Source organism: Halioglobus sp. D3-4, from assembly GCF_055809315.1.
The window spans coordinates 562852-588779 of the sequence record NZ_CM147907.1 but is presented as its reverse complement, the minus strand read 5'-3'; the positions used below and the strand labels follow the sequence as shown (position 1 = coordinate 588779).

General features: G+C 54.6%; 26 protein-coding genes. 12 read left to right on the top strand and 14 right to left on the bottom strand.

Going from position 1 to position 25928, the window contains the following annotated elements; all coding sequences use genetic code 11:
- Positions 1 to 5: 5 nt before the first annotated feature.
- Positions 6 to 458: a tRNA adenosine(34) deaminase TadA gene (gene tadA / locus AC0L6S_RS02450; RefSeq protein WP_473426834.1), complete on the bottom strand. Its 453-nt coding sequence runs from the start codon at positions 456 to 458 to the stop codon at positions 6 to 8.
- Positions 459 to 533: 75 nt separating this feature from the next.
- Between tadA and AC0L6S_RS02445 the strand changes: the two genes are divergently transcribed.
- The 3 genes from AC0L6S_RS02445 to AC0L6S_RS02435 are packed head-to-tail and all read left to right on the top strand — an operon-like array spanning position 534 to position 3768.
- On the top strand, positions 534 to 1097 hold the full coding sequence (locus tag AC0L6S_RS02445) for a cytochrome c3 family protein (RefSeq protein WP_473426833.1): 564 nt from the start codon (positions 534 to 536) through the stop codon (positions 1095 to 1097).
- 2 nt (positions 1098 to 1099) lie between these two features.
- Positions 1100 to 2413, top strand: a complete 1314-nt coding sequence (locus tag AC0L6S_RS02440) for a multiheme c-type cytochrome (RefSeq protein WP_473426832.1) — start codon at positions 1100 to 1102, stop codon at positions 2411 to 2413.
- A gap of 26 nt (positions 2414 to 2439) precedes the next feature.
- Complete coding sequence (locus AC0L6S_RS02435) at positions 2440 to 3768, top strand: MFS transporter (RefSeq protein WP_473426831.1); 1329 nt, start codon at positions 2440 to 2442, stop codon at positions 3766 to 3768.
- Between the two features lie 86 nt (positions 3769 to 3854).
- Here the strand turns inward: AC0L6S_RS02435 and AC0L6S_RS02430 are convergent, their stop codons facing one another.
- Positions 3855 to 4436, bottom strand: coding sequence for a superoxide dismutase (locus AC0L6S_RS02430; RefSeq protein ID WP_473426830.1), 582 nt, complete (start codon positions 4434 to 4436; stop codon positions 3855 to 3857).
- Between the two features lie 238 nt (positions 4437 to 4674).
- Between AC0L6S_RS02430 and AC0L6S_RS02425 the strand changes: the two genes are divergently transcribed.
- Positions 4675 to 4845: a PLDc N-terminal domain-containing protein gene (locus AC0L6S_RS02425; protein ID WP_473426829.1), complete on the top strand. Its 171-nt coding sequence runs from the start codon at positions 4675 to 4677 to the stop codon at positions 4843 to 4845.
- Positions 4846 to 4943: 98 nt separating this feature from the next.
- On the opposite strand, the gene AC0L6S_RS02420 is transcribed toward AC0L6S_RS02425, so the two are convergent.
- Complete coding sequence (locus AC0L6S_RS02420) at positions 4944 to 5111, bottom strand: DUF1328 domain-containing protein (protein WP_473426828.1); 168 nt, start codon at positions 5109 to 5111, stop codon at positions 4944 to 4946.
- A 43-nt stretch (positions 5112 to 5154) separates the two neighbouring features.
- Entirely contained in the window at positions 5155 to 5766 is a 612-nt protein-coding gene (locus AC0L6S_RS02415; protein ID WP_473426827.1) for a BON domain-containing protein, read from the bottom strand.
- 577 nt (positions 5767 to 6343) lie between these two features.
- On the opposite strand from AC0L6S_RS02415, the gene AC0L6S_RS02410 reads away from it, so the two are divergent.
- Complete coding sequence (locus AC0L6S_RS02410) at positions 6344 to 6595, top strand: PRC-barrel domain-containing protein (RefSeq protein WP_473426826.1); 252 nt, start codon at positions 6344 to 6346, stop codon at positions 6593 to 6595.
- Between the two features lie 64 nt (positions 6596 to 6659).
- Here the strand turns inward: AC0L6S_RS02410 and AC0L6S_RS02405 are convergent, their stop codons facing one another.
- The gene (locus AC0L6S_RS02405) at positions 6660 to 8015 is read right to left on the bottom strand and encodes a sigma-54-dependent transcriptional regulator (RefSeq protein ID WP_473426825.1); all 1356 of its coding nucleotides are present in this window, start codon (positions 8013 to 8015) and stop codon (positions 6660 to 6662) included.
- Between the two features lie 400 nt (positions 8016 to 8415).
- On the opposite strand from AC0L6S_RS02405, the gene AC0L6S_RS02400 reads away from it, so the two are divergent.
- From AC0L6S_RS02400 to AC0L6S_RS02385, 4 genes are all read left to right on the top strand, one after another.
- Complete coding sequence (locus AC0L6S_RS02400) at positions 8416 to 8580, top strand: hypothetical protein (protein ID WP_473426824.1); 165 nt, start codon at positions 8416 to 8418, stop codon at positions 8578 to 8580.
- Between the two features lie 91 nt (positions 8581 to 8671).
- Positions 8672 to 8983, top strand: coding sequence for a hypothetical protein (locus AC0L6S_RS02395; RefSeq protein ID WP_473426823.1), 312 nt, complete (start codon positions 8672 to 8674; stop codon positions 8981 to 8983).
- Positions 8984 to 9023: 40 nt separating this feature from the next.
- The gene (locus tag AC0L6S_RS02390; protein WP_473426822.1) at positions 9024 to 9482 is read left to right on the top strand and encodes a hypothetical protein; all 459 of its coding nucleotides are present in this window, start codon (positions 9024 to 9026) and stop codon (positions 9480 to 9482) included.
- Entirely contained in the window at positions 9479 to 9736 is a 258-nt protein-coding gene (locus AC0L6S_RS02385; RefSeq protein WP_473426821.1) for a hypothetical protein, read from the top strand. The genes AC0L6S_RS02390 and AC0L6S_RS02385 overlap by 4 nt, the downstream gene beginning before the upstream one ends.
- Before the next feature lie 57 nt (positions 9737 to 9793).
- Here AC0L6S_RS02385 and AC0L6S_RS02380 read toward each other — a convergent pair whose 3' ends face one another.
- The 4 genes from AC0L6S_RS02380 to AC0L6S_RS02365 form a co-directional block, all read right to left on the bottom strand.
- A complete protein-coding gene (locus tag AC0L6S_RS02380; protein ID WP_473426820.1) occupies positions 9794 to 11047 on the bottom strand; it encodes a serine hydrolase domain-containing protein in 1254 nt (417 codons plus the stop codon).
- Between the two features lie 170 nt (positions 11048 to 11217).
- Positions 11218 to 12537: a spinster family MFS transporter gene (locus tag AC0L6S_RS02375; protein ID WP_473426819.1), complete on the bottom strand. Its 1320-nt coding sequence runs from the start codon at positions 12535 to 12537 to the stop codon at positions 11218 to 11220.
- Positions 12538 to 12827: 290 nt separating this feature from the next.
- Positions 12828 to 13292, bottom strand: coding sequence for a hypothetical protein (locus AC0L6S_RS02370; RefSeq protein ID WP_473426818.1), 465 nt, complete (start codon positions 13290 to 13292; stop codon positions 12828 to 12830).
- A gap of 225 nt (positions 13293 to 13517) precedes the next feature.
- The gene (locus AC0L6S_RS02365; RefSeq protein WP_473426817.1) at positions 13518 to 14252 is read right to left on the bottom strand and encodes a ThuA domain-containing protein; all 735 of its coding nucleotides are present in this window, start codon (positions 14250 to 14252) and stop codon (positions 13518 to 13520) included.
- 235 nt (positions 14253 to 14487) lie between these two features.
- Between AC0L6S_RS02365 and AC0L6S_RS02360 the strand changes: the two genes are divergently transcribed.
- Complete coding sequence (locus tag AC0L6S_RS02360; RefSeq protein ID WP_473426816.1) at positions 14488 to 15255, top strand: enoyl-CoA hydratase/isomerase family protein; 768 nt, start codon at positions 14488 to 14490, stop codon at positions 15253 to 15255.
- A 65-nt stretch (positions 15256 to 15320) separates the two neighbouring features.
- Here AC0L6S_RS02360 and gdhA read toward each other — a convergent pair whose 3' ends face one another.
- From gdhA to AC0L6S_RS02340, 4 genes are all read right to left on the bottom strand, one after another.
- A complete protein-coding gene (gdhA, locus tag AC0L6S_RS02355; RefSeq protein WP_473426815.1) occupies positions 15321 to 16673 on the bottom strand; it encodes an NADP-specific glutamate dehydrogenase in 1353 nt (450 codons plus the stop codon).
- A 102-nt stretch (positions 16674 to 16775) separates the two neighbouring features.
- Complete coding sequence (locus AC0L6S_RS02350; RefSeq protein ID WP_473426814.1) at positions 16776 to 17843, bottom strand: phosphotransferase; 1068 nt, start codon at positions 17841 to 17843, stop codon at positions 16776 to 16778.
- A 37-nt stretch (positions 17844 to 17880) separates the two neighbouring features.
- The gene (locus AC0L6S_RS02345; RefSeq protein WP_473426813.1) at positions 17881 to 19263 is read right to left on the bottom strand and encodes an MmgE/PrpD family protein; all 1383 of its coding nucleotides are present in this window, start codon (positions 19261 to 19263) and stop codon (positions 17881 to 17883) included.
- Positions 19264 to 19394: 131 nt separating this feature from the next.
- A complete protein-coding gene (locus AC0L6S_RS02340) occupies positions 19395 to 19973 on the bottom strand; it encodes a sulfotransferase (RefSeq protein ID WP_473426812.1) in 579 nt (192 codons plus the stop codon).
- Positions 19974 to 20565: 592 nt separating this feature from the next.
- Here AC0L6S_RS02340 and AC0L6S_RS02335 point away from each other — a divergent pair.
- On the top strand, positions 20566 to 22128 hold the full coding sequence (locus tag AC0L6S_RS02335; protein WP_473426811.1) for a carboxylesterase/lipase family protein: 1563 nt from the start codon (positions 20566 to 20568) through the stop codon (positions 22126 to 22128).
- 31 nt (positions 22129 to 22159) lie between these two features.
- Positions 22160 to 23563, top strand: a complete 1404-nt coding sequence (locus AC0L6S_RS02330) for a condensation domain-containing protein (protein WP_473426810.1) — start codon at positions 22160 to 22162, stop codon at positions 23561 to 23563.
- A gap of 58 nt (positions 23564 to 23621) precedes the next feature.
- On the opposite strand, the gene AC0L6S_RS02325 is transcribed toward AC0L6S_RS02330, so the two are convergent.
- On the bottom strand, positions 23622 to 25913 hold the full coding sequence (locus tag AC0L6S_RS02325) for a class I SAM-dependent methyltransferase (RefSeq protein WP_473426809.1): 2292 nt from the start codon (positions 25911 to 25913) through the stop codon (positions 23622 to 23624).
- Positions 25914 to 25928: the final 15 nt, after the last annotated feature.

Sequence of the window (25928 nt, the reverse complement as noted above, 5' to 3'; positions counted from 1 at the left end):
CAGCACTAGCGGCGCGCCTGAAAAAAGGCCTTCAAGCGCATACCCGACTCCTGGGCCAGCACACCGCCGTGCCAGTCCACACGATGGTTGTACCACGGCTCGTCCAGCAAGTGACAGGTACTGCAAATAACCCCCGCCCTGGGTTCCGGTGCGCCAAAGACCAGTGTCTCGATTCGGGCATGCACCATCGCTCCGGCGCACATCGTACACGGCTCCAGCGTGACGTAGAGTGTGGCGCCGGGCAGTCGATAGTTTCCGACTACCCGCGCGGCGTCGCGCAGGGCAACAATCTCCGCATGCCCGCTGGGATCCTGCGTGGCGATCATCTGGTTCCAGCCCTCGCCCAGTAACTGCCCATCGCGCACCACCACCGCGCCCACGGGCACCTCACCTTCATCGGCAGCACGGTCTGCCAGCGCCAGTGCGCGGCGCATCCAGGCATCGTGATTAGTAGACACGGGTTTCAACTACTCCAAAGCCATTAGAACTGTCATACTATTATGACTTGCCCGCCAGAGAAGGACGACAGTGCAGTGAGGTTTTTTAACAAGCGACTGATGGTGGTGGTTTCCGTGCTGGCGGCGCTTGGTGTGGCCGCAATTCTCAGTTGGGCTGCACTCGATACCGCGTTTCACGCTACCGGGGACTACGAATTCTGTACCAGTTGTCACGGCTACGAACCCATAGCCCTGGCCTATCGCGAGGATGTTCACGGTGGCAACAATCCATTCGGTGTCAGGGCGGCCTGTAATGACTGTCACCTGCCGCACGACAATTCACTGCATTACTTCTGGGTGAAAGCAAAACACGGCGTGGTCGACCCCACGATGGCACTGATCAAAGAGCCTCACGAGATTGACTGGCATGCCATTCGGGAGCGCCGTGAAGAATTCGTCTACGACTCCTCCTGCCTCAACTGCCACAAGTATTTGCTGGAGGCCACTGAAGGCAATCGAATGGCATTTCGCTCTCATCGCAAGTACTTTAGCGGCGAGACTGACCGCAACTGTGTCAGCTGTCACGAGCATGTAGGCCACAACAGGCTGGGCTACCATCTTGAGAACGCCGGCTGGCCAAAACCTCAGCAAGAAGAATGACGATGAAGCATTTGACACACTATGTATTGCTGTTCGCTTTTCTGTTGCCAGGCGCCACGTTGCTGGCCGAGTCCGACGGAATCGCCCTGGCGGATGTCCGCACACTGAAAGTCGATAGTGGGCTGACCGCAGAGGGCAAGGCCTGTATCAGCTGTCATCAGCAGACCACACCGGGGCATGTCGCCGACTGGAAAGAGAGCCGCCATGCACATGCGGGCATCTCCTGTATCGATTGCCACCAGGTGGCCCAGGACGCACCCCATGCGATGCAACACGCCAATGTGGAGGACACGCCGGTGTTTGTCTCGCCGCTGGTGTCACCCAAGGTATGTGGCCGCTGCCATGTGGCTGCCAAAGAGCAATTTGACGCCAGTGGACACTTCCGCGCCTATCACCAGATCGTTCCCAAGGACAACCTGCACGCGCTTCAGATAGTGCACGAGGGTCGCAACCACCCCGAGTTATCCGGTGCGCCGGGAGAGACCGGTTGTATGCAGTGCCACGGCACTGAAATAAAGCTGGACGCAAACAATCGGCCCACGGCTGAAACCTGGCCCAACAATGGCATGGGTAATGTCTACCCCGATGGTGCCACCGGCAGTTGCACCGCCTGCCACAGTCGTCACAAATTCGATATCGCAGAAGCGCGCCACCCCCACGCCTGTGCGTCCTGCCACCTGGGCCCGGATCACCCCAACATCGAGATCTTTGAGAACTCCAAACATGGTCACCTTTATAACACCGAGGGCGATGAATGGGATTTCGATACCGCCCCGGGAGCCTGGGAACCCGGCGATTATCGTGGGCCGACGTGCGCTACCTGCCACATGAGTGGCATCGGCGAGTTATCGGTGACCCATAATGTCAGCGAACGCCTGTACTGGAATCTCTGGGATAAAGAATCCAAAGTGCGCGGCTCAGACGATGTGCTCAGCCCGCTGTTGGGCGACGGCCCGGCCGGCAGGGAAAAAATGAAGACCGTGTGCAGCAATTGTCACTCTTCGACACATACCGATAACTTTTTCAAACAGGGAGATAAGGCGGTACGCCTGTACAATGAGGCGTATTACCAACCGGCGACAGAAATGCTGGAAGACCTGAAGGAGAAAGGCCTGTTAAAAGATAACCCGTGGACGGATGAATTCCAGATCACCTACTACCATCTCTGGCACCATGAGGGTCGTCGTGCGCGTCAGGGCGCGATGATGGGGGCTCCCGATTATGCACACTGGCACGGCTTCTTCGAACTGCAGCAGGATTTGTACAAGCTTGAAGTTATTTACGATCAACGCTTGAACAGCGGCGAGATAGAGTAACCCTTCCATATGCAGGCAGTCTCGCTGTGAATGCGAAAACACTTCCACCGCGAATGGTACCGCTGCTGATACCGATCGCGGCGTTGCTTTTGTCTGATGCACTGTTGCTGATCGGGCACGGCATGCTGTTGACGCTGTTACCGCTCGCAGCGCAGACCGCCGGGTTCTCGGCCACGGAGGTGGCGCTGACCGGGTCGTCCTATTTTATCGGCTTTGTGACCGGGTGCCTGCTGGCACCAGCAATTGTTAGGCGTGTTGGTCATATCCGCAGCTTTGCTGTACTGGGGGCAAGCTATTCAGCGGTGGTACTGGCCTTTTCGATTCTGCCTCAGTTTGTAGCCTGGCTGCTGCTGCGTTTTCTTGTCGGTGCAGCAATATCCGGCCTGTACATGATTATAGAAAGCTGGTTGAACGAACGCTCAACCAATGAAACGCGCGGCTCTATTCTGTCTATCTATACGGTTATCAACTTGCTGATGATTACCGTCGGACAACAAATGCTGAACCTGGCCGACGCTGGCAGTTTCCAGCTGTTCAGTTTGGCAGCGATACTGCTCGCTCTGGCCATCATCCCCGTATCGCTAACGCTGTCACTGGCACCCGCCCCCTTGCCCAGAGTACGCCTCAACCTCAGGAAAGTGTGGCAACAGTCGCACGTAGGGCTCGGTGGCGCCATCGTCGGCGGTCTGGTGACGGGCGCGTTTTGGGCACTGGGACCACTGTACGCCCGCAGCCAGGGTTACGAAACGTTTCAACTAACGATATTTATGACCGCCGTCGTGCTCGGTGGTGCGGTGTTTCAATTGCCTGTGGGGCGACTCTCTGACAGGTATGATAGGCGAGTGGTGGTTTTTGCTATGGCGCTGGCTGGCGCGGCCATGTCCATTGTAGTAGCAGTGATGCCCTCTCTCGTTCCTTATAAAACCACCTGGTTGCCAATCCTGTTGGCATTTTTATGGGGCGGTGCGGTAATGCCCCAGTACGCGATTTGCCTGGCCCATGCCAACGACCGCGCCGCGCAGGAGGATTTTGTCATGGTTGGCAGCGGCATGCTGCTAACCCTCGGAATCTGCTCCGCTATTGGCGCTCCGCTGGCTTCACTGACCATGCGCTTCATTGGGCCCGAGGGGCTATTCATTTATTCCGCTGTCTGCCTGTTTGTGTTCGCCACCGCCATCGCCGTCCGACGACGTACCCATGTGCTGCCGCTGCACGAAGACAATGAGCCGTTCCGCTCAACCACGGATATGGCCACGCCGGCTGCTTATGAAATGGACCCGCGAACACCGGAGCCAGATCCGGATGCGAGTATGGAAAATAACGCAGATACAGGTGCTGCAGACCACAGCACCTGAGAAGGCCTGTACGGATATTGCTGTCCAGCAAGACACCCGCGCCGTCATTCACAGAATATACGGCACAGGTGGGTGGTGTTACCTTATTACTTCAGGTTGGCGTTCACAAAATCCCAGTTCACCAGAGCCCAGAAAGCAGCCAGGTAGTCTGGGCGCTTGTTGCGATAATCGATGTAGTAGGCATGCTCCCACACATCCACTGTCAGCAACGCTGTAACAGAATCGTCTGTCAACGGTGTTTCTGCATTGCCGGTGTTAACTATTGCAAGGCTGCCGTCCTGCTTTTTTACCAACCAGGTCCAGCCAGAGCCAAAATTCCCGATCGCTGATTCGGTGAATTGCTCCTTGAACGCATCAAATGAACCAAAGGAGGCCTCGATTGCACTGGCAATATCACCTGTTGCTGTACCACCGCCCTCGGGACTGAGACAGTTCCAGTAGAAAGTGTGGTTCCAGACCTGTGCTGCGTTATTGAACAGCCCGCCGCTGGCGCCTTTGACGATATCCTCCAGCGATTTGCCCTCAAACTCAGTGCCGCCAATCGCTGCATTCACTTTGTCCACGTAAGTCTTGTGGTGCTTGCCATAATGAAAATCCAGCGTTTCACTGGAAATATGGGGGGCCAGTGCGTCTTTGGCGTAGGGTAAGTCTGGTAGTTCGATTGTCATGGTTCCTCCTATGACATTAAATATGAATTTAGCAGCTATACTGATCGATACTATCGGCTGCAACGATATATCGTGAATGGCTGATTTTACATTTGCTACATTCCGGTCGCAATTTTCATGCCTGAATTGTGTAAAAAAATGAACGGCATGGTTATTGCTACCTATGCTGGTGCTATACGGAGGCTTTTTGCTGCACTCCGGCTTTAATCCCGCAGCACAAACTAAAAGGGAGATCATCATGGAATTTGGCGGAGTACTTGGTTTGATCGTTTTGATACTCGATATCTGGGCGATCGTGAAAGTAGTAGGATCCGGCGCAGGTACTGGCGAGAAAATACTGTGGACTTTGTTGATTATACTGCTGCCTGTCATCGGCCTGATCGTCTGGTATGTGGCAGGCCCGAAATAGGTATTGACAACACCTGTCAAACACTTTCCAGTGAGAAAAAAATGCGGGGCCAGTAATGGCCCCGCATTTTTATTGTCGCTTCATTACTCAAGCGATGGTTACACCGAGGGCGGGCCCCGTCCAGTTACCAGGTGGATGACCAGCAGGATGATACCGATCACAAACAGTACCCAGGATATCTGCCCTGCGATAGCGGCGATCCCTGAAGCACCCAGCAGACCGGCAACCAATCCCACTACCAGAAATACTAAAGCCCAATAAAGCATCGTCTTTCTCCTTAATTGTTGAGTGTTGGATGTCGACCAATGTCTAGCTCTCGCTGACCATCAGCTTATTGCTTACTTCCGCGACACCCTCTACCTGCCTGGCGATTTCGCCCGCCAGATCCCTCTCTGCAGAGGAGTCCACTGTGCCGCTCAACGTCACCGCATTGCGAACCGTGTCGACGTTTATATCCAGACCATCGGTCTGCTCATTGGCAAGTAACTTTGTCTTCACTTCGGCAGTGAGGGTGGCGTCTTCAACCTTCGCTGACAGTGCGCGATCATCTTCTGATTGCCCTGACCTGGCTTCTTCCGGCGCCACGACCATGAGACGATTAGTCACCTCGGTCACACCATCGACACCAAGTGCCAGCCGCTCGGCCAGTTCCTTGTCGACTTCCGACTCCACCTTGCCGGTGAGCACAACAGTTGTACCCATCACCTCGGGATCAATAGTGAAGTTGTTGAGGTGACGATTGAACAGGTAGATGGTGTCGAGTTTGCCCTCGCGCCAGGCATCACTGGCGTGTCGTTCAAGGCTGGAGGATGTTGTGGGCTCGCTGGTCGTCGCCTCCTGACCAGCATAGGCCGGCATGGATAACACCGAGCTCAATGCCAGGGTCGTACATGCCAGTTTGATAGCATTCATATTGTTCATGTATCTCTCCTGTAGTTTCATCAATGCCGGTACGCATGGAAAAAATGTGCGGACACCACGACCGGCTTCAGCAAAGTCGTTGCGAAAAGCATGCCAGCACGAGAACACTGGCTAAAAATGAATACGCTATATCGGGGAAAATAGCTGCCTGTAAGTACTCTACCGAAAAATTGAGAATTTCTGAGGCTGGCAGGACGAGTACAATGCCGTGCTCCAAAATCCCAAAGTTATCCAGTTGGTGGAAGATGTGACAAAGTTAACTGTATGATTTACAAACGCCGGAGCTGGACAAAAAAATCGACAATTACTTTATTTCCTCGGCAAGCTCTCGGCTAGTGTACTTGCCATCAATACGTTGCAAATCTGACAATGGCCAGAGAAACTATTACAAAATCCGGAGCTGTGGCTACCGGGAAGATACCAACAGGAGCGGCACACCTGCCAACACGGATGAATGGTAAACAGGTTACAGGAACGGATCATGCCCCCCGTCGCTTTATCTGTGCAGCCAATACGCGCTGGTACAAAAAATGCATGATCACAATGAGACAAATTCCACCCGTCAGGAGCAGTTTTTGTGAACGATGTAATATCGCTGAACGACCTTATCGACAAACGGGTCTACACAACATCGGGCATTCAGGAGGGCGCAATCGAAAACGTTATGGTAGACCCTTCGTCAGGCATTGTCCGCTTTGCCTGCATCAGGGTAAGCGATGACGTGTCGATAATGATGCCCTGGGCCGCGATGATTTTTTCCAAATCAAAAAGTGGCTTTGTGCTTACACACAGGGGGGAATCCATCATGCGGCGCCGAGTGCTCAACTGATAACAGCACCACTTACATTCAGCTGGGCGTGAAACGCTGCCCGAAATATTCTACGCAATCGGTATCAAGGAGCCTCGTACTCGTTAAGCCTGTTATAGAGTGTTTTAAGGGAGATACCCAGACTGTCTGCGGCTGCCTTTTTGTCCCCATCAAACGACTCCAGAGTCGCGATAATCTGCTTCTTCTCAGTCTGTTCAAGCGATGCCCCAACAGACACGCGCAGGTAGTCTCCCGCCTCCACGAGGTCGATCTGCCCATCGGGAAAGTGCTCTCTCTCCAGCTGCTGATCGGCCATGATGTACGCCCGCTCTATCGCGCTCTTAAGCTCCCTGACATTGCCCGGCCAAGGGTAGCTCTGAAGTGCACTCAGAGATTCTTCCGAGAAATACTTTGCCGTATCGTTAGCGTCATTGAGTTCATTGAGCAGATATTGCGCCAGCCCCTGAATATCACTTCCCCGACTTCTGAGCGGAGGCATGTTCAACACAAACTGTGCAATGCGAAAATAGAGATCCTCGCGCAACAAGCCATCGTGGATGGCCGTCTCTGGATCGCGATTGGTGGCCGAAACAAACCTGACATTCATCGAGATATCTTTGGTACCTCCCACGCGGCGAAACTTTCTTGTTTCCAGAACGCGCAGCAATTTCACCTGCAAATCCAGTGACATCTCACCGATCTCATCGAGAAGTAAAGTCCCGCCCTCTGCCCGCTCAAAATAGCCGGCATGCTGCCTGTCGGCGCCACTGAAACTGCCCTTTTCATGACCGAACAGTTCACTCTCTGCGAGCTCTGCCGATATAGCGCCGCAGTTCATCGCGACAAACGGGCCATCCAGACAGGACATCTGGTGTATCGTTTGCGCCGCCAGTTCCTTGCCGGTTCCGCTCTCGCCGACCAATAGCACCGTCGCGTCAGTGGCAGCAACTTTCCGGATCACACGATAGAGTTTCCTCATTGGCGAGGAGTTGCCCCGCAACAACCCAAACTGATCTACGGCGCAGTTGATCACTTCACCGGTCACTTCAGATTGTGCGGTCCAATCCTGCTGAATATCTTCGAGCAACTCTCCGACAAATTTTTCGTCCAGAGGTTTGCAAAAAAAATAGCTCGCCTGAAGCGCAATGCCCCGCCGGGCACGCACCGGATCATCCACATCGTGCATTAAAGCGATCTCAGTATCTTCATAAAATGGTGTGGACTCGCCAAGTAAGTCCAGCCCTTCCCCATCTTCAAGATCGAGTGCAACAAAGGCCACAGCGAAACTACGGGATTGTGTCTCGAGCAAGGCCTTGGCATCCGCCAGGTTATTGCAGACAACAGGACTCAGCCCACTGTTGACCAACAGTGCACGCAGCGCCTCGGTGTGTGGAGAGTCAACATCGACAATGAGTGATTGCGGTTGCTTGCTGTTCGTCATTACTTACAAACTCCAGGGGTGGTGTTGGCTGGATCCACAGCATTCTATAGGGTCGTTCGTATCGTGTGTGAGCGGCAGCCCATCAGCATCCTGAAAAAGGACCCGCCGGAGGGCAATATAACAGAAAGCGCCCGGTGGTATAGCATACCCCACAACTTGAATATGGCGCTGTGTACCTATTTTTCAACCGTTCGGATACCGGGAATGAGATTCTCAGGCGGGGAACTGCACGCTGTCAGGACAGCCGAGCTAACGGCCATTATTACCCTGCATAATCGTTTTCCATGCACAGCGTCTTATGGGGAATTCTCAAAAGGTGGCCTGATAATTGCACCCTTAACGTGTGACGTCAGCATGACGCAACTATGATCGTTCAATTCAGTGAAACGGGAGAATACCGATGACACTCTTAGGCAGAAAACTTGTTACATTATTATTGGCCGGATCATTTGGGCTGTTTGCGTTGTCCGCATGTGATCAGGACGGCCCCGCAGAGGAGTTCGGGGAAAAATTGGATGAGGCTACGGATGACGCAAAGCGCAAGCTCGAAGATACTACTGACTAGTAGCTATAGTACCTACCATATTTGTAATTATCATGTTTTTCACCGAGGCCGTTATACTTAGCTAAACCTACACCTGACTTCAGGAGCAACCATGAACGAGAGCAGCACAATATCGAACCAGAATGACAGCACAGGCTCTACCGGCGATCTTAAAGCTGGCAAAGATGCCGTTACCGAAGCTTACGAAAAGTTGATGGAGGCGAAAGCTCACTTCCGAAAAGCAGCAGAAGCAGCCGGACTGGACCTCAAAGATGAGGCCGTAGAGAAAGTGCAGAAGAGGCGCGAGGACCTCGAAGCGCTGGGCTCACAGGTTGTCTCATCTACCAAGGAAAACCCGCTCGCCGCTATCGGTATCGCATTCCTTGTTGGCTTCATTTTCTCCAAACTGATGTCGCGTAACTGATGATATTCGACATCGGTTTAACTGCAGCGGGTGAATAGCCGTGATTGAACAACCGACTGCACAGACGACTGGGCAGGAAGGTCAGTCGAGAGGTGATTCTGCTGGTGCGGCAAACGGCAGCCCCGCAGCTGATGAGAGAGTGGGCGCGGAAGCTGTCACGGATCTTCTCCAGCAACTGGCCGGGACAGGTGCAGACATCACAACCCTGCTGGGACAGGAATTACTGCTCGCACTCGGCGATTCGATTCGCATCGCCATGCTCGGCCGCACCCTGATTCATTTGGCGGCGCTCGCCTGGCTGGGCTTTGCGATACTTGTTTCGTGGATCGTTTTCGACGCCACAGGATCAGGTCCACTGGCAGCGCTGACATTTCTTTCTCTGCAGGTTGCTGCAGCTCTGCTCGTCCTATGGATGATTCGACGATACAGTGCCAGTCTGACGCTGCCGCGTACCCGCGAACACCTCGGAGCGCTGCTGGGCAGGGAGCGGCAATCGTGAGTCGAAAAGACCGGGTACGCAATATCGAAGAGTTGGATCAGCGCCTGACGACTCGCAACCGGCGTTTGATCCGATCACAAGCCAGCGCACAGGCGCATTTGCAAACTTATAGCCCGCTGTTGCTTATAGCCGCGGGCATCGCCGCGGGCGCGCTGGTACATCGGATCGGCTGGCGTTCGACCTACAGTTTGTTGACAATGGTATCCGGATACCTCGCAGACTATGGCGAGTTGGGGTCGCCTTACAGCGATTGACAACGCTAGCCGTACAATCTGAACGGCGCGTGTCAAAACATAGCCTACCGATGAATTTCAAGCAGCGCCGGAATGTGCTGGAAAGCTCTTGTGGATCTCTGCGATCAGTTTTGGCAGTGCTATGAGGTGGGTACCCAGAATCGGCTTACCTGTTGTCAGCAGCGCAACTACCAGATCGCGGTCGGGGTCCGCCCAGGTAAAGGTGTTCGACATCCCGACATGCCCGAAGGCGCGAGGATGATTCCATCCATACAGGCTGAATGAGTCCGTTCCCATCATAAAGCCATTGCCATATCGCATCGGCATCCCAAGCATTCTGTCTAATTCGAGGCTGGTATTTGGCACGTTAACCAGTTTGGCCACAGTAGACGGCGACAGAATGCTTTTACCGTTGTAGCCCCCATGATCCAACATACACTGATAAAGCGTAGCGATACCCCGTGCGGTAGTGATCAGGTTGCCGGAGGGAATGATACCCGCGAGGAACCGCGGGTCGTTGGAAAGCGTTACCACCTCGTCCCAGGGAATGCCCAATATTCGTTGAAACATTTTCGACATCATCGGGCCCATTCGAAAACCTGTCATGGCATTGTGGGCGACATGTTCCGTTTGTTCCGGCTTTACGCCGTAATCAAACCATTTCAGGCCCAGCGGTCGCTTGAAGTCTCGGATCAGAATATCTCGCACACTCTTGCCTGTGACCTCTCGCACAACGAGGTCCATGATGAAACCACCGCTGATGGTATGGTATGCAGGTGCGCCCCCTACTGCCTGTGTCGGTTTCAGATCGAGCACAAACTCACGGATCGCATCAATATCCTCGAGCACATCGAGATCAAGCGCCTCGGCTTGCAGAACCGGGATGCCGGCGCGATGGTTAAGTATCTGGGACAGCGTGATTCCACCCTTCCCATGGCGTTCGAAACCGGATAAATAGCTGGCTACCGGAACCTCCAGATCAACGACACCATCGCCCTCAAGTTTATGCATCAGAATGGAGGTAACAGCCTTCGCCGCAGAGAACAGGTTCACCGGTGTATCGACGAGCAGGGGGACGGCATCGCGCCCGGGCACCTGCCCCACAGAGACGCCGCGCGCATGGCCCACGGCGCGTTCGAGAACGACATTCCCCCGGTGGTAAATACACAACTGCAGCCCCGGATGAACGCCACTTCTATACACATCAAGCGCACGATCCCATATGGCGTCGGTTCCTGAAACATCGGACTCCACCCCTATGTCCGTGAGCCCTGCGATATCTTCGGGTACGCGGATTTTGCCAGCTGCATAGTCAAGAACACGGTTTCTCACTGACGCTACCTCACTCTATCTGCGCGCCATTGGCGCATTCAACTAAGCACTTTCTCTGGCGGCAGGCCATCCGCCAAGCGACGCCCGCTCACACACACGCGATGGCGGGGCACGGACGACGCGTACTTTACCATGCCTCGCAAGCTTCGGGACGCTGACTGTTTCGCCCGCTACAGTGTCCGCAACAGATCGCGCTCGACAGTGCGGCTGGACACTAATAGCAGCGCACCACCTAACCCACCCAATCCCACTGCACACAGCAGCGCGTAGCGGATTGACTCAACACCAAAACTCGGGGCAAAAAAATCACTCAGGAAACCCACCACCAATGGCCCCAGACCGGCACCGACAATATTGGTGATAAACAGCATGATCGCTGCGGCTGTAGCGCGCATGCGAAGCCTCGCCATGTTCTGATTATAGGCATAGATCGCTGGAACATAGACATTGAGCAGTACATAAAACGGGATGAAGCATAACAAGGATACGAGCTTTTCGTCCGCCAGCAGAAACGCTGCGCCCAATGGAAAGCCGGCCAGCGTGACCACGACCGGCATCCAGAGCCCGCGCGCAGGGGTCTTCTGCGCCATGCAGTCGACCAGACGTCCACCGGCGATGGTCCCCACCGTGCCACCGATACCGACAACGAGTCCCATCCAGTTACCAATACTGATGGGTGCCATGCCGTGGACCCGGCCAAAAAATTCGAACCCCCACATCAGCACGGCGTAGCCAGTGAGCGACAACAGGGAGAAACCCGCCATCATGACTACCCAGGACCGGCTGGAGGCAAGAAAGCGCAAGGTCTGCGTGAACGTCGAATACTCCGTGCTGGCTACCCGCTGCTCGGAATAGCCGCGCGGTGGTTCTCTGACTGTGAATCGCACCAACAGGGCCACCAACAGCCCCGGTGCGCCAAGCACAATAAACGCCATGCGCCAGTCAAAATACTCGCGCAAATAACCGCCGCCCAGATAGGCAAGCCCGGACCCCACGAAAGCGCCAGCGCTGTATATGGCAAGCGCGGTGGCGCGGCGGCTCACTGGGAAATAATCAGCCAGTAAGGAATGTGCCGGAGGCGTTCCGGCGGCCTCGCCAATGCCGACAAACACCCTGGCCAGCGCCAGTTGCGCGAAACTCCGGGCCATGCCGGAGGCCACGGTCATCGCGCTCCAAAGAGCCAACCCGATAGCAATGATACTGCGGCGATTTCCACTGTCGGCCCATCGGGCTATCGGGATACCGGCAATGGTATAAAGGAGTGCGAACGCAAACCCGACAAGCAACCCCATCGCTGTGTCAGACGCGCCGAATTCCTCCTTGATAGGCCCGATAAAAACAGACATGGCCTGACGATCAATAAAATTGAATACGTAGACAACGAACAGCACACCCAGCACATAGTTCGCATACGTCGGCGACAGCGTTTGCGAATGGCTGTCTTCTGTTGCTGGTGGTGAAGCTATCTTCGCAGTCTTGTTGTTATTCATAGTACTATTTTCGACAACAGGCAGGACAGGTTGCCGCTGGATCGTCATACTGAATTGAGTATGACGAAAGCTATCTGGCGATCAATTGGGCTGTAAGCCGCAGGGGGTGCCTGAAGATGTACCGGTTGTTGTGGACATCGGGCTGGTACAACAGCCGCGAAGGCCGGCCCCTGACGGGGGCCCGATAAAGTTTCTGCACGCGAGCGGCAAATCCGCCAAGCGAACGAGCGGGCAAGCCTGATGAAATCAGGTACCAGCTCGCAATATATAACTGGTTGCCGAAGCGCGCCCTATTCTACCGTGGCGGCTCGCGTTGTTATTTCCACGTCAACCACTTCACGCCATGGCTTATCGTTAGGCCCAATTTCATCGATGTTGATACCAGTCTCGCCGACGTCGGGTTGGAAGAACGCCAATACCAGCACACCTGTTTTGTAGGTTGACTTGGCCTCGGGCTCCTCTGCAACCTGCATCAACATAACCAGCGCGTCATTCAGGTTTGACTTGGTATCGGGAAGTAGTGAGATATCATACACCGTCTCTCCATCCATGCCTGTCTCACTTAGCAGCGTCATGTACTCCTGTACGATCTTTACTGCAGCCTCGATTTGCGCTCGCTGCTCCTGTGCAGCTGCCGATTCAGTCGCGTCTGCCTGCGCGAGTTGCAGGGGGGCACCACCTTCGTCTGCTGCTGCAGCCGAATTGGCGGCAAAGGTGATTACGCTGGCGATTGCAAAAATCAATGATTTAATCATAGGGAAAGCATTCCATAGTACAAAGTTTAAATGTGAGGGCGCCTACTGGTAACAGTGCTCTCAATCATGAAGCTGGAAATATACTAGCACAACGAAATCCAAAAATTAGCTGAAATTTCGATCTGTTTACACCGCACAAGTGTAAAGAATCGTGACACCCGATACCCCTGCTGTTTACAGGCAGGGTTTCGCAACAATTGGCGTCTGCTGACGCGTCCTGTGAGCCTATATCTGCATAGCCCAGCGCATGGCCTTGCAGAGCAATTCACGATACTCCGGGAGCCCGTAGGTGTCGGGTTGATGGCCTATTGCCGAGTAAAACACCCTGCCTTTCCCAACACGGTGGCGCCAGACCTGGGGGTGCTCGCCGGGCATGTTATCGACCCACCCGGGAGAGAGTTCACCGCGAGTCACATACGAGCTTTTATCGAGCGTCAGCAAAATTTCGTATCCCTTATCGCGGGGATTTGAGGCAAAGGCATACCACTCCTCGGCAGGGATATGCCAGCTGCCGTCGAGATGCTCGGTTAGTGGCGCATGCGCGTCCGCAACCAGCACTCGGGCATCCTGAAACTGCGGGTCCATAGTATGTCCGTGAAACTGTGTGCCTATCAATGTGCTGACATACCAGTCCCAGTCGTAGGACAAATCCCCACCGGAAGCATGCACACCCAGCCAGGCGCCGCCCCCTTCGAGCCACTCCCTGAATGCCACGCGCTGTGGCGCAGTGAGAACATCCCCCGATACATTGTTCCATACCACCAGCTGGAAACTGCGCAGACTGGCCCGTTCATGCACTTGCGGATTATCGGTAATGAATACATCCCACCCGTTTGCTTCAGACAATTCACTGAATGCCCGATCGGCCGCAGAAATCGCATCACCGTGGCGAAAACCGTTAGTTCTGTTAAATACGAGTACGGCCGGCCTATTGAAAACAGGCACCTCAGAGTTTGTCATATCAGCACTCCTCCCGGCGTTGCGACAGATCACCAGCATAGCCGGCTATTCCAGTGCCGTCATCGAATAAGTGGCGGTTATTCACCTTGTGAGAACATCGGTGGACTGGCGCGAACATGAGCGTGTTGTACCTGCGCAACTCGCCATGCGCATGTCACGCTTTTATTATGGCCAAGCCGCCTTGCATCTCGGTATAGTTGTCTGCACTTGTCAGACACCACAGCCGAGGATATACATGAGTGACGCAGTACTGTTCGATGCCCGCGATGACGGCATCGCAATCATTACGCTTAATCAACCGGATACTCGCAACGCGCTGAGCAAAGAGATTCGCCAGGGTCTCTTCAGCGCGTGGGACAAGTTTGAACAGACCCCTGAACTACGCGTGGCAATTCTGACAGGGTCCGGAGAGCAGGCTTTCTGCGCCGGTGGCGACTTGAAAGAGATGGTGGATACCGGGCTGAAGGTACCACCGCGCGATATGTTTCCACAGCCCTACGATACCGTGGAGCTGTCAAAACCGACTATCGCTGCGGTCAACGGCATCGCCTTTGCCGGCGGTTGGATGATTGCACAAGCCTGCGACTTGTGTGTGGCCAGTACCGCTGCAAAATTTGCGGTCACCGAGGTCAAGGTGGGGCGAAGTTCTCCCTGGGCAGCACCGCTGATTCATATGATTCCACAACGGATCATGATGGAGGTTTTACTGACCGGCAAACCCATCACCGCGCAGCGCGCCTACGAAATTGGCCTGGTTAACCGTCTGGCTGAACCCGGGCAATTGCTAAACGCGGCCATTGAACTGGCCGGGGAAATTATGGACGGCGCTCCGCTATCTGTGAAAGCGGCGCGAGAGACTGTCATGCTCTCCACCGAAATGGGCCGCTCGGCGGCGTTACAGGCTGCCAGACATGCCTCAGAATACTGCTACAACAGTGTGGACGCCCAGGAAGGCCCCCGTGCCTTTGCTGAAAAACGGCGTCCAAAGTGGACGGGGCAATAGCGCCACAGTGCGTTCGGCGTGCATATACCCGAGCAGGAATGCCTCAGAAGGAAGCACTCGGGGCGCTAAACGACACCCTGCTCAATCATCGCATCTGCCACCTTGCGAAAGCCTGCGATGTTGGCACCGAGCACCAAATTGTTAGCGGCACCAAATTCAGCAGCGGTGTCGCGCACGCCGGTATACACATCGGCCATGATGCCTTTTAACCTGTCCTCTACCTTGTCGAAACTCCAGGACTGCATACTGGCGTTCTGCGCCATCTCGAGCTGACTGGTGGCAACACCGCCGGCATTCGCCGCCTTGCCCGGCCCGAAATACATACCGCCATCAATCAGAACATCAACCGCAGATTGTGTCGTAGGCATATTGGCCCCTTCCACGACAGCCAGGCACCCATTGGCCAGTAGTGCTTCAGCATCTTCCGCTGTGAGTTCATTCTGGGTAGCGCAGGGAAAGGCCAGTTGACCGTCGAAGCGCCACACCGCATGACCGTTTTTCGGGTAATCGCTGGTCGGGACAAATTCTGCTTCTGCATGGACCTCCAGATATTTATGCAATCGTTCGTGGCGCACTTCCTTCAAGTCCTTGAGCGTATCGAGGTCAATTCCCTTGTTGTGATACAGAGTACCGCTGGAGTCGGAACAAGTTACCGGGCAGGCGCCCAACTGGTAAAGCTTTTCAATTGTGTAAATCGCCACATTGCCGGCGCCTGAAACCAGGCAGGTTTTTCCATCCAATGACTCACCGCCATCCTCGAGCATATTCTGGGCAAAGTAAGCACAGCCGTAGCCGGTGGCCTCCTTGCGCACACGGGATCCCCCCCAGAGCAGGCTTTTGCCGGTAAGCACCCCCTCATAGCGTCCAGTCAGGCGCTTGTACTGGCCGAACAAATACCCGATTTCCCGCGCACCCACACCGATATCGCCGGCGGGCACATCGGTCGTCGGGCCAATGTGTCGGTATAGTTCGTTCATAAATGACTGACAAAAGCGCATAATTTCAGCGTCGGATTTCCCCTTTGGATCAAAGTTTGCACCGCCTTTACCGCCGCCGATGGGCAACCCTGTCAGGGCATTCTTAAAAATCTGCTCGAAACCCAGAAACTTGATGATGCTGGCATTTACGCTGGAGTGAAAACGCAAGCCGCCTTTATAAGGCCCCAGCGCCGAGTTGAATTCAATGCGATACCCCTTGTTGACCTGTACGTTCTTCTGATCATCCACCCAGGGTACGCGAAACATAATCTGCCGTTCAGGCTCAACGATGCGCTCAATAATCGCATGTCTGCGGTACTGCTCATTTGCCTCGAGCAGCGGTTGCAGCGAATCCAGCACCTCCTCCACTGCCTGATAGAATTCTGATTGTGCGGGGCTACTGGATTGCAGTTTGGTGATTGTCTCGTGAATATACGACATGATTACAAATTCCTTATACTTCAGCTTTGGCCAATTGCAGGCGCCTTCGACGGCGCACGTGTCACGCGCCGGGGAGTGCTGTGCGCACCTCCTACCCGGTGACTACGTCAGAAATGCTTTTGCATCCAGATCGACACAGTGCTGGAGGTGCCGCTGAATCATCACCTGAAACATCCGGTCACTGCGCTCTCCAGCGGCTGAGAAACTGGCGCCCAGTATGGTAATTAACAGACCGTGCATAGACTGCTCTCGATACTGCTCCCAACACGCTTCAAAGCCCAGATCAACACCCATTTCCTGCAGTACTTCGCTGTATTCACGCACAACATCTTGCTCCCAGCGCCTGCGATCATCCGTATCGACACTGCCGCCCATAAAATAAGCCAGATCCGTCAGGGGGCTGCTCTCACTGGTCGTCTGCCAGTCGACGATACACACTACGTCGTCATTAAAGAGTATGTTTTCACTGCGGAAATCTCCGTGTACCAGTGTTCTGGGCCCCTCAAAACACGAGACGAAACGACTGTGCCGGTCGACATAGTATGCTCCGAATGCCTCGCACTCCGCACTGATACCACTGCCGAACCGCGCAAGGAACCCCGGCCAGTACTCCTGCAACAGTGCCTGCCCGAATGCTCCGCCATCATCGCGCACCTGACTCATGACATAATCATGTGCGCCCACGCTTTCATCACCGTAGAATGCAACAGCAAGTTTCGCCGCCTCGCGCATCGCCAGTTGTGCATGAGCCAGGGATTCACCGACCAGTTGACTGCCGGGTTGCGCCGGTGCCATATCTTCCATCACAGTGACAAACAGTTGGCGATCGTCAGTGATCTCATTCGCGTATATGGCGGGCGTGCGCATACTCGTCCGTCTCGCCAGGTGGCGATAGAACATCACCTCATTGTAGTATGCGCCTTGGGCGCCTGCCATTTCCCGCGCTTTCTCATCTGCCGCAGGAAATTTTATGATCACTGAGTGCGGGCAACTACCCTGCTCACCCTCATATGCCAGTGAAAAACGGGCATTGTCGCCCATCTTGCCCGTACCGATGACCTGATAATCCAGCGCCTTAACTGCGCCCTCGCCAAGGTATCCGCTTCTTTGCAGGACCTGCGTCAGCCACTGGGTTGTGACTTTTTCTGGTTGCGTGACAATTTCTACCACTACGTTCACTCCTAAGGGGATTTTAGTGCAGACTCAATTAGTCCCTGACGAGGCGCTGCAGCTCTACCATAGATTCCATCTGATCAAAGCGGCGAAGCAGGCTGAGTAGGGAACTGATGCGTTCTTCGCTGGCTGCGACAGATGCGCATGTGACGAACTTCTCTTCCAGTTGTTCCGCGGCAAGTGGGTTTGCGGCGCTGCCTTTGGCATATTCGACGCTGGCCGAGAGCATACGCCCATCGTTCAACGTAATTTCCATCTCGACCGGGAAATGCCCCCGCTTCAATTCATCGGGCGAAGAGTGGTTCTTCCGGTAGTGTCGCGTGACCTTCTTTATCAGTGTCTGGACGCCCTCACTCTGCACCTCGGAATCGGTAAATTGCGCCGGCCCGACTTCACGTTGCAACAGTGCCTGGGCCGTGCAGTACTCGACACTGAACCGCGCTTCGTCGGCAGTGGCCGGATCGGTGTGTAGCAGGATTGTTCTGGCCGATTCGGGAATGGTGACACTGATTTTTGCAATGTCATCCGTCGAAAAAGCATTCGATGTGATGATTTCCAGCGCACAATCAATGGACGAATGGTTTGCCCCACAGCAGGGGTAGGGCTTGAAGTTCAAGCCACTTTCCAGCAGTGAGAATTGATCGTACGCCGGAAGGTGTGCACCTGCCAAACCCACACCAGCTTGGCCACCTGGAGCGTCGACTTCGCCGAACAAGCGAAGATAACCAAACTGGCCCTCAAGAGCAGCACTGCTGGCACCAACACCTGCCCGCGCAAGCAGCGAGGCTCTTACGCCAGCTGCACAGGCGTGGCCAGCAGCAATCGGTTTGGCGTCACTTCCACTGTTCTCGCGCAAACCGGAGGCAGTATTTGCCGCCAGACCGAGTGCATTGGTGATAGCTTCCTGATTCAGTTCAAGCAGGCACGCGCAGGCGGCTGCCTGCATCACAGGGCCCAGCACCCCGACGGGAAACCACCCTCGCTGAATCAACACCGGGTGAGTCTGATTGGCGATAGCGATGCCGACCTCGAAGCCCACCTGATAGGCGCGAATGATGTCGTAACCACTCTTATACTCGCCCTCGGCAAGTGCAAACAGTCCCGGCAATAACTGATTGCTGGGGTGAGCAACCATATGTGTATTGATATCGTCCAGTTCGAGACTGTGCGCGGCGATGCCGTTGTAGAATGCTGCATCCGCTATCGATGCGGACAAACCCGTCGCCCAGATACTTGCAGGCCCCTCGGCGACGCTATGAAGCGTCATTGCCTTGAGGAACACTGAAGACTTTGATCCGGCCAAAGTCACGCCCAAATAATCGGTGATAGCGGCTTTGATCATACCGACCACGTCACCCGGCAACCCCCGCTTGGGGTAGGATGCTATAAACCCTGCAAGTTCCTGCGTTTTAAGCATCGTGGTTCAATTTCGCCATTGGATAGATTGGAAGACAGGCGGGGGCAAGCGCATCTACGACAGGTCAGAGAACATCGCCCGCCACGCCCTGTGAGTCTGTCCAGAGCCCGCCGCATGCTGGCTGTCGAAAACTAGCTGCCTGAAGCCCTGTTGCGGTAGAGATCAGCATCCACTGCCGCAGCCATTTGATTGGGATCGAGACGCCCACCGAGAAAGCTGGCCACCTCTGCACTCACTTCGGCGGGGCGATCAATCAAGTCTCGGTAGTTTACGCTGAGCACGCGGAGGTTAGACTTTGGCCCCATCCAGATATAGATATCCTTAAGGTGGTTCTTGTAAGCGCGTGTCAGTTGCTCCGCTTCAAGTTCAGCACCATCACTTCCCCTGTGCTCGATCATTTTGGACTGTGAGGCAATTATTTCATCGAGGTCGCGACGCATAAAAATCAGGTCATAGTCCTTCCCATCGGGCAGATACTTCAGCAAGGGCGATACCACCTTCACAACCTTACCCTGCGCATCATCAATCCATGATGCATCGTCCTTGAGTCGCTGCACGATTTCCAATTCATAATACCCTTTCGGGTTGTCCTTGTCGGGTGTGCGCAAATCATCAGTCAGCGCTTCCATACCCGCGCCGACCAGCATTTGCATCATTGCCGATGTCCCTGACCGGGGAAGGCCCGAAATAATAGTGATCCTGTCGCTCATACTGTTTACTCGATCCATGTCATCGGAGGGAAAACAACCGTATCGCTTGCCGGGCAAGTCACCACACGAAAAGCGGGCCTGAGGCTCTAGCATAGCGGTATTAATCGCAAATTTGGAGGCATTTTCCGAATTTTTCCCGCGATTTCATGCGCACTGTGTCTGCGGTAGCAAGTTTCCACTGCGCAAACCGTGACAGGCAAAGTGCCTCTACACAAGCGCCCGTTTTATGGACTATTATGAAGTGCGTATCGGTATAGAAGATACCTGAATGGTTGCGTCGAAGGTGTTGTAATAACACCGAAATCGCATTGAGAGCATGTTGACGTACGCCGTAATTGTCGATCTTCACTTCCAATTCAGTATTTCGGGCCTGCCTGCACCGGCCCACCGAGGCCGGACAAACCCCCTATCTTTCCTGGACGTTGGGTACAGGAGATTCGTCAGAGGAAACTGCATGCGCTCATTGAGTAGTGAAAGAATGCTCCCCGGGGCAAGAACAGCAACCGCGCTTGTCCTGTCTGTCATTTTCGGACTTGCTTCATTATCGCCCCTGACATCCCCGCCCGCCCTCTCCGATGAAGGGAATTCCACCATGAATCGCACTGTGACTATTCAATCGGGCGCTATCTACGGCAATCAACTCAGTACAGGCGTCCTCGAATTCAAGGGTATCCCCTATGCTGCGCCACCGGTAGGCGGTCTGCGCTGGAAACCACCACAAGCGGAAAAACCGTGGACGGATGTTAAACCCACGCAGCGATTCGGCCCTCCCTGCCCGCAACCCGCCGATGCGGACAGCCCGATGTTTGATGCTGATGCCGCCTCTGAAGATTGCCTCTACCTCAATCTTTGGACCCCTGCAAAGAAGGCCAGCGAAAGGCTTCCCGTCATGGTGTGGATACATGGTGGTGGTTTTATATCGGATACCGCGTCACAGGACTTCTACAGCGGGGAGAGACTAGCGCTGAAAGATGTCGTTGTTGTGAATTTCAACTACCGCATCGGACCGCTGGGCTTTTTGGCTCACCCTCTACTTTCGAAGGAATCTGAACACAATGTGTCAGGTAATTATGGATTGCTGGATCAGATCGCCGCACTGCAATGGGTGAAGGACAATATTACAGCCTTTGGCGGCGACCCTGACCGGGTAACGCTGTTTGGGGAGTCCGCTGGCGGAAGAAGCGTCGCTCACTTACTGGTAAGCCCACTGGCAGACGGACTTTTCCACGGCGCGATTATGGAGAGCAGTTCCACCTACAGGCCCATACAGCACTTACGGGAGGAATGGTATGGCCGACCGGCCATGGAAAAAGTGGGTGAAGATATCGCTCGACAACTCGGCAGTGCACAGGCCGAAGACCCCATCGCCGACATGCGCAGTAAATCTGTTGAGGAACTGATTGAGACCGCTAAGCCCAGATTGCCGGGAATGACTGTTTCATCGGATGACGATGGCGACAACGGCTATCCTTTTGAGCCAATCGCTGATGGCTGGGTCGTACCCGATGACCCGGGCGATCTGTTCGACCGCCACAAAGCCCACGATGTCCCGGTCCTTCTCGGTTCAAATGCAGATGAGGGAACTCTGTTCTTGCGCAAGGCCTTTTTTATGACAACGCGCAGAGCACAGGCATCGATCGACGCGGCCTATCCCAAATACGGCGACAAGATTGCCGCCGCGTATCAATTGAACGCTGACGACATAGAACCCAAGCAAGTATTGAACCTGCTTTCATCAGATATGAACTGTGCAGCGCCGATGCGCTCTATTGCCAGAAACATGGCAGCCTCGGGCAACCCGGTCTGGCTGTACTACTTTTCCTATGTGCGCAACGACTTCCTCGGCAAGCGACTGGGTGCGTGGCACGGTAGTGAAATCCGCTTTGTCATGAATAGCCTCGACAACGGCAGGGCCAAAGTTGAACCGCGCGACAGAGAAATGGCTGACATAATAAGCAGTTACTGGACTAATTTTGCGAAGACGGGCAACCCCAATGGCCAGAGTTTACCCCAATGGCCTGAATTCAAAACCGACACGGGTGCCTATCTGGAATTAAATGAGACTGTGGTCGCCAGGGAAAATCTCCGCAAAGATACAATAGACCTGGTCTCAGAGATTGAAGTGGAGCGCCGCGAAAACAGACGGGGCCAATGACGTTCACAGTGACTGCAGAGTATCTCTACCCATGAACCGGGTCGAAACTGAAACTGGCTGCCTGCGAAACCTGACGCCGCTGGAGCGGCGTTTCTTCCGAGCGCCGAATTCCTGCGTGATTCTGACCCTGCAGATCAAAGGCCATGTTGATCCCGCAGCGTTACAGAGGGCTATTGCTGCGGTACAAACACGCCACCGCCTGCTCCAGACAAGCACTGCGGTAGATGAAAGAGGCAATGCGTGGTTTACCACCGAGGGCGTTGAGCCTATTGAACTGTCGACGGTAGACCGGCACAGCAACCAACAGTGGCTGCAGGAGGCTCTGGACATCCAGAAAATACCCTTCAGGACTGCCAGCCAACCTCCGATAGTATTCAGGCTGTTACACGCCTTTGATCGATCAGATCTCATTATCTCCTGTCACCACATGATTTGTGACGGCCTGTCACTCACCTATCTGGTGCGTGACATAATGACAGCGCTCGCCCAGCCCGACAGGGCTGTCGCTCCGCTGGGCGATCAGGTGCCCGCAGAACGTGCCAATATTGATGCAGGTGTTGTGCTAGACCAGCAGCGCCTGAGTGCGATTCAGGATGTGAATGCAGCCTGGGAGAAGCAGAGAGTCCTCTTTAGCGAGATTGATTACCAGGATTTGTTCACCTCGTACTGGAACAATTACACTTTCGATGCCTGCACCATAACGCTCAGTCGCAACCAGACCTCCCGCTTGCTCGAACACTGCAAGCGGGAACGGGTAACCGCCAATACCGGGCTGCTGGCCCTGCTACTGCACACTCAATATCGCGTTCAGGGAGACGCCGAGACCTTTCTGCGGCGTACCGGAGTCGCTGTCAGCACCCGCAGCTTTCTACTGCACAACCCAGGAGAGGCAGTGGGCCTTTACGCAGCGGGTGCCATGTTCGACTTCCCTTGCAACACCGGCGATTCCCTGTGGAAGTTTGCTCGCAAACTGCACAAAGCCATCGCAGTGTCAGCATCCAGTGAGAGCATACTGAAAGGCCTGGCTTACGCGGACTCAATTGACCCCACGCTTCTCGATGCAGTACAGATGAAGCGCTTCGGTAGCTGGATAGGCCCCGACGCCAGCGGTTACAAAAAAATCCAGGAATTCTGCAAGCGTGACGATGTGATCGCCACCATGGAAAAAAACAGAGCACAGAACGCCAAACGTGGCGTCCTGCTGACCAACCTGGCTCGAGTAAATTTCCCCGCAGAGCAAGGCGGGCTCACAGTGGAGAAGTTATTCTTTTACCCGGGCACGTCTGATATTTTCGAAAAGGCATTTGGAGCTATTACCTACGACGGCTGCCTCAATCTGGTGTTCAGTTCTATCAAGGAGTGTATCGACGAAGCGACGGTATCGGAATATGTGGCGACGTTTGAATCGATAATTGCGCATGAATTTGGCAGCTGACAGAGCCCAAACGGATTCACGTCAGGACAATTGAGCCTTTTCACCCTGACCCGGCTGGCTATCCCGTTGGCTTTTTTGCGGAGATCAATAGACACACACTAGCATGATCACCCAGCAGCATGTCTTTTGCCGCGGCGGTGACTTCATCATCAATCGTGCGCGAGACTTTCAACGAAGCGAGGTATAAATCGAAATTTTCGCGGGTTGCCACAAGAGTATCTTCTGTAACATTGAATATCTGAATATCAACAAAACCCTGATCAGACAGAATACGTTGATACACCTCTTCGATATCCAGAACAGTTTGCGGCCTAATTTTGGATAAAAAAGTCCTATCGTTGGTGAAATCCGTCGAGATCTGCTCAAAGCACGCGAGCACACCGGCGGGCCTGAGAAGACGGAAGGCACTTCTGAGCAACTTTTCTCTGCGACACAGCCTGTCCTGCCCCGCTATCCAGACAACCGCGTCGGCTGAAGCAGGCGGCCGCTTGATTTTGGCGAGATCGGATTTCTCAAACGTCAGAGACGTATCGGCAGGCGAGCAAGCGAGCAGCTTCTCTCTATCGGTAGTAATACCCACCACAGACGCATCAGGGAATGAGGATTTGAAATAGTCGGTTGTCGCACCGATACCGCACCCCAACTCGACGATAAGCTCTGGCGACGCCGGCAGGAAGGCGGACACCTCTGCCAGCAGCGCTTCGCTGGATGCCCGTCCGTCGCTCCGGCTATCCGCCCAGAAACCCAGGTGACAACACCCCGTGTCACCAAAAAAGTGTTCGATTATGCGCAGCGCGACAGCACTGGCTCCTTGTTCGTAATCAATTGCAGTATCCAGTGGCAGGCGGTTCGCGATATCACACTCGCTGTCTCTGCCACCACCCGTTTCTCCAACCCATACCTCAATTCCACCGCGAGCGTTGGGCTCGTATCGCCACCCCGCTTTGCGCTTCACCGCGACTTCGGGGCCGAAGGGGTTTGCCATGCCAATAAACAGCCCATGCGGCGTTGATACCATGGTACGGGCACCATAGTTGAAATGGTTGTCAAAACCGTTATGGGTGACCGATAGCCAGTGCACACCATCGCGGGTTCGCCAAATATCGCACCCGCCATAATCGCGGACCAAATCATCGAGGTCGATATGCGCGGCCGTCTGGCGCATGGCTTCCGTCCAATTATCGCGGTGTATAAAAGGTAGCGACATCATCCAGTCAAACGTACCTGCATACAGCCATCCATCATGGACGTTCATTGACCACAGGTAGCCGGCCGCAAACTTACCGAAACCCGCGCCAAGACCGCTGAGCGGTACCTTCAATCCCTGCGGCGTGACGCGTGGATCACCCACGATAATATCCCATGAATTATCGGGTCGGATTCTTAAAATCTCACACGGTGCGGGACCAACATTAAGGTCCGGATCGCGGCCGCCTCCCTGTATCGCGGTGCCCACATATAAGTGCCCATTAAAGGCTTTGAGTGTCATCGCTATCTGGTTCAACTGGCCACGGTAACCGCCTCTGTCCATCACCAATTCCCACTTGTAAGGTGGTGTTCCCTGGGCAGACGTTTTCCAGATTTGAAACCCTTCATTCGGGTTCATTGTGCCGGCATAGAGGTGGTCGTCGAACACCTCCATATCAAACACTGTTGCGTTGTTGGACGTTCCAAAGCCAGGCTCGCACGCCAACTGCCAGCGATCGTTCGACGGATCGGCATTGACGGCTATTACCATATAACCCGCCTTATTGGGTTCACGCGCTGTAGCGCCAACAGCGGGCGCTGTAAACATCAGCCCCCGAAATTCTATAAGCGCGCGCACGCCCCGTGGTTTGTATTCATCGGGAAATCGTAAGCCCGGCTCAGAAACCTCCACAAACTCTTCACCATCAATCGAGCGCAACAGCGTTGCCTCGGGAGTCTGGTGACTTCCCATGGTCGGTACATACAGTGCAGGCTCTGAATCACTGGCGCCTTGAAACACCAGCATGGCTCTGAAGGCAATGCTGCGCGGCACTTCAAAACCATCTGCGCCGATAACTAAAGGGGCATGATAGACGCGCGTCCACTGCGCCAGAGTTGGCGAGTAACGCCATATCTCTGCGCGCAGATCAAAGTCGAAAGGGCCTTCCGGTGTCTTTACCGGCCACATGTCAGAGTTCCAGCCGACGCCACCGGCCATCTTCCGCCAGCGCCCGCGGTGCGCTAACACAGCGCGCGTAGTACCCACATACAGATGCCCCTTGTACCAGGCCATTGAGTGTGGATAGGAGTTGTAACCATCGCCGAACCCCCGGACAGCGACCGGGCGAAAATTTCCCGCGCTCAATCCACCGGGAATCGACATACTTCGATCATCATG

Excerpts from the sequence above, each read along its gene's own strand:
- gdhA (WP_473426815.1), bottom strand. The coding sequence starts at position 16,673 with ATGTCGTATATTCACGAGACAATCACCAAACTGCAATCCAGTAGCCCC.
- AC0L6S_RS02365 (WP_473426817.1), bottom strand. The coding sequence starts at position 14,252 with ATGACAAACTCTGAGGTGCCTGTTTTCAATAGGCCGGCCGTACTCGTA.
- AC0L6S_RS02415 (WP_473426827.1), bottom strand. The coding sequence starts at position 5,766 with ATGAACAATATGAATGCTATCAAACTGGCATGTACGACCCTGGCATTG.
- AC0L6S_RS02340 (WP_473426812.1), bottom strand. The coding sequence starts at position 19,973 with ATGAGCGACAGGATCACTATTATTTCGGGCCTTCCCCGGTCAGGGACA.
- AC0L6S_RS02335 (WP_473426811.1), top strand. The coding sequence starts at position 20,566 with ATGAATCGCACTGTGACTATTCAATCGGGCGCTATCTACGGCAATCAA.
- AC0L6S_RS02330 (WP_473426810.1), top strand. The coding sequence starts at position 22,160 with ATGAACCGGGTCGAAACTGAAACTGGCTGCCTGCGAAACCTGACGCCG.
- AC0L6S_RS02430 (WP_473426830.1), bottom strand. The coding sequence starts at position 4,436 with ATGACAATCGAACTACCAGACTTACCCTACGCCAAAGACGCACTGGCC.
- AC0L6S_RS02325 (WP_473426809.1), bottom strand. The coding sequence starts at position 25,913 with ATGTCGATTCCCGGTGGATTGAGCGCGGGAAATTTTCGCCCGGTCGCT.
- AC0L6S_RS02370 (WP_473426818.1), bottom strand. The coding sequence starts at position 13,292 with ATGATTAAATCATTGATTTTTGCAATCGCCAGCGTAATCACCTTTGCC.
- AC0L6S_RS02375 (WP_473426819.1), bottom strand. The coding sequence starts at position 12,537 with ATGAATAACAACAAGACTGCGAAGATAGCTTCACCACCAGCAACAGAA.
- AC0L6S_RS02420 (WP_473426828.1), bottom strand. The coding sequence starts at position 5,111 with ATGCTTTATTGGGCTTTAGTATTTCTGGTAGTGGGATTGGTTGCCGGT.
- AC0L6S_RS02405 (WP_473426825.1), bottom strand. The coding sequence starts at position 8,015 with ATGACGAACAGCAAGCAACCGCAATCACTCATTGTCGATGTTGACTCT.
- AC0L6S_RS02400 (WP_473426824.1), top strand. The coding sequence starts at position 8,416 with ATGACACTCTTAGGCAGAAAACTTGTTACATTATTATTGGCCGGATCA.
- AC0L6S_RS02425 (WP_473426829.1), top strand. The coding sequence starts at position 4,675 with ATGGAATTTGGCGGAGTACTTGGTTTGATCGTTTTGATACTCGATATC.
- AC0L6S_RS02440 (WP_473426832.1), top strand. The coding sequence starts at position 1,100 with ATGAAGCATTTGACACACTATGTATTGCTGTTCGCTTTTCTGTTGCCA.
- AC0L6S_RS02345 (WP_473426813.1), bottom strand. The coding sequence starts at position 19,263 with ATGCTTAAAACGCAGGAACTTGCAGGGTTTATAGCATCCTACCCCAAG.
- AC0L6S_RS02395 (WP_473426823.1), top strand. The coding sequence starts at position 8,672 with ATGAACGAGAGCAGCACAATATCGAACCAGAATGACAGCACAGGCTCT.
- AC0L6S_RS02360 (WP_473426816.1), top strand. The coding sequence starts at position 14,488 with ATGAGTGACGCAGTACTGTTCGATGCCCGCGATGACGGCATCGCAATC.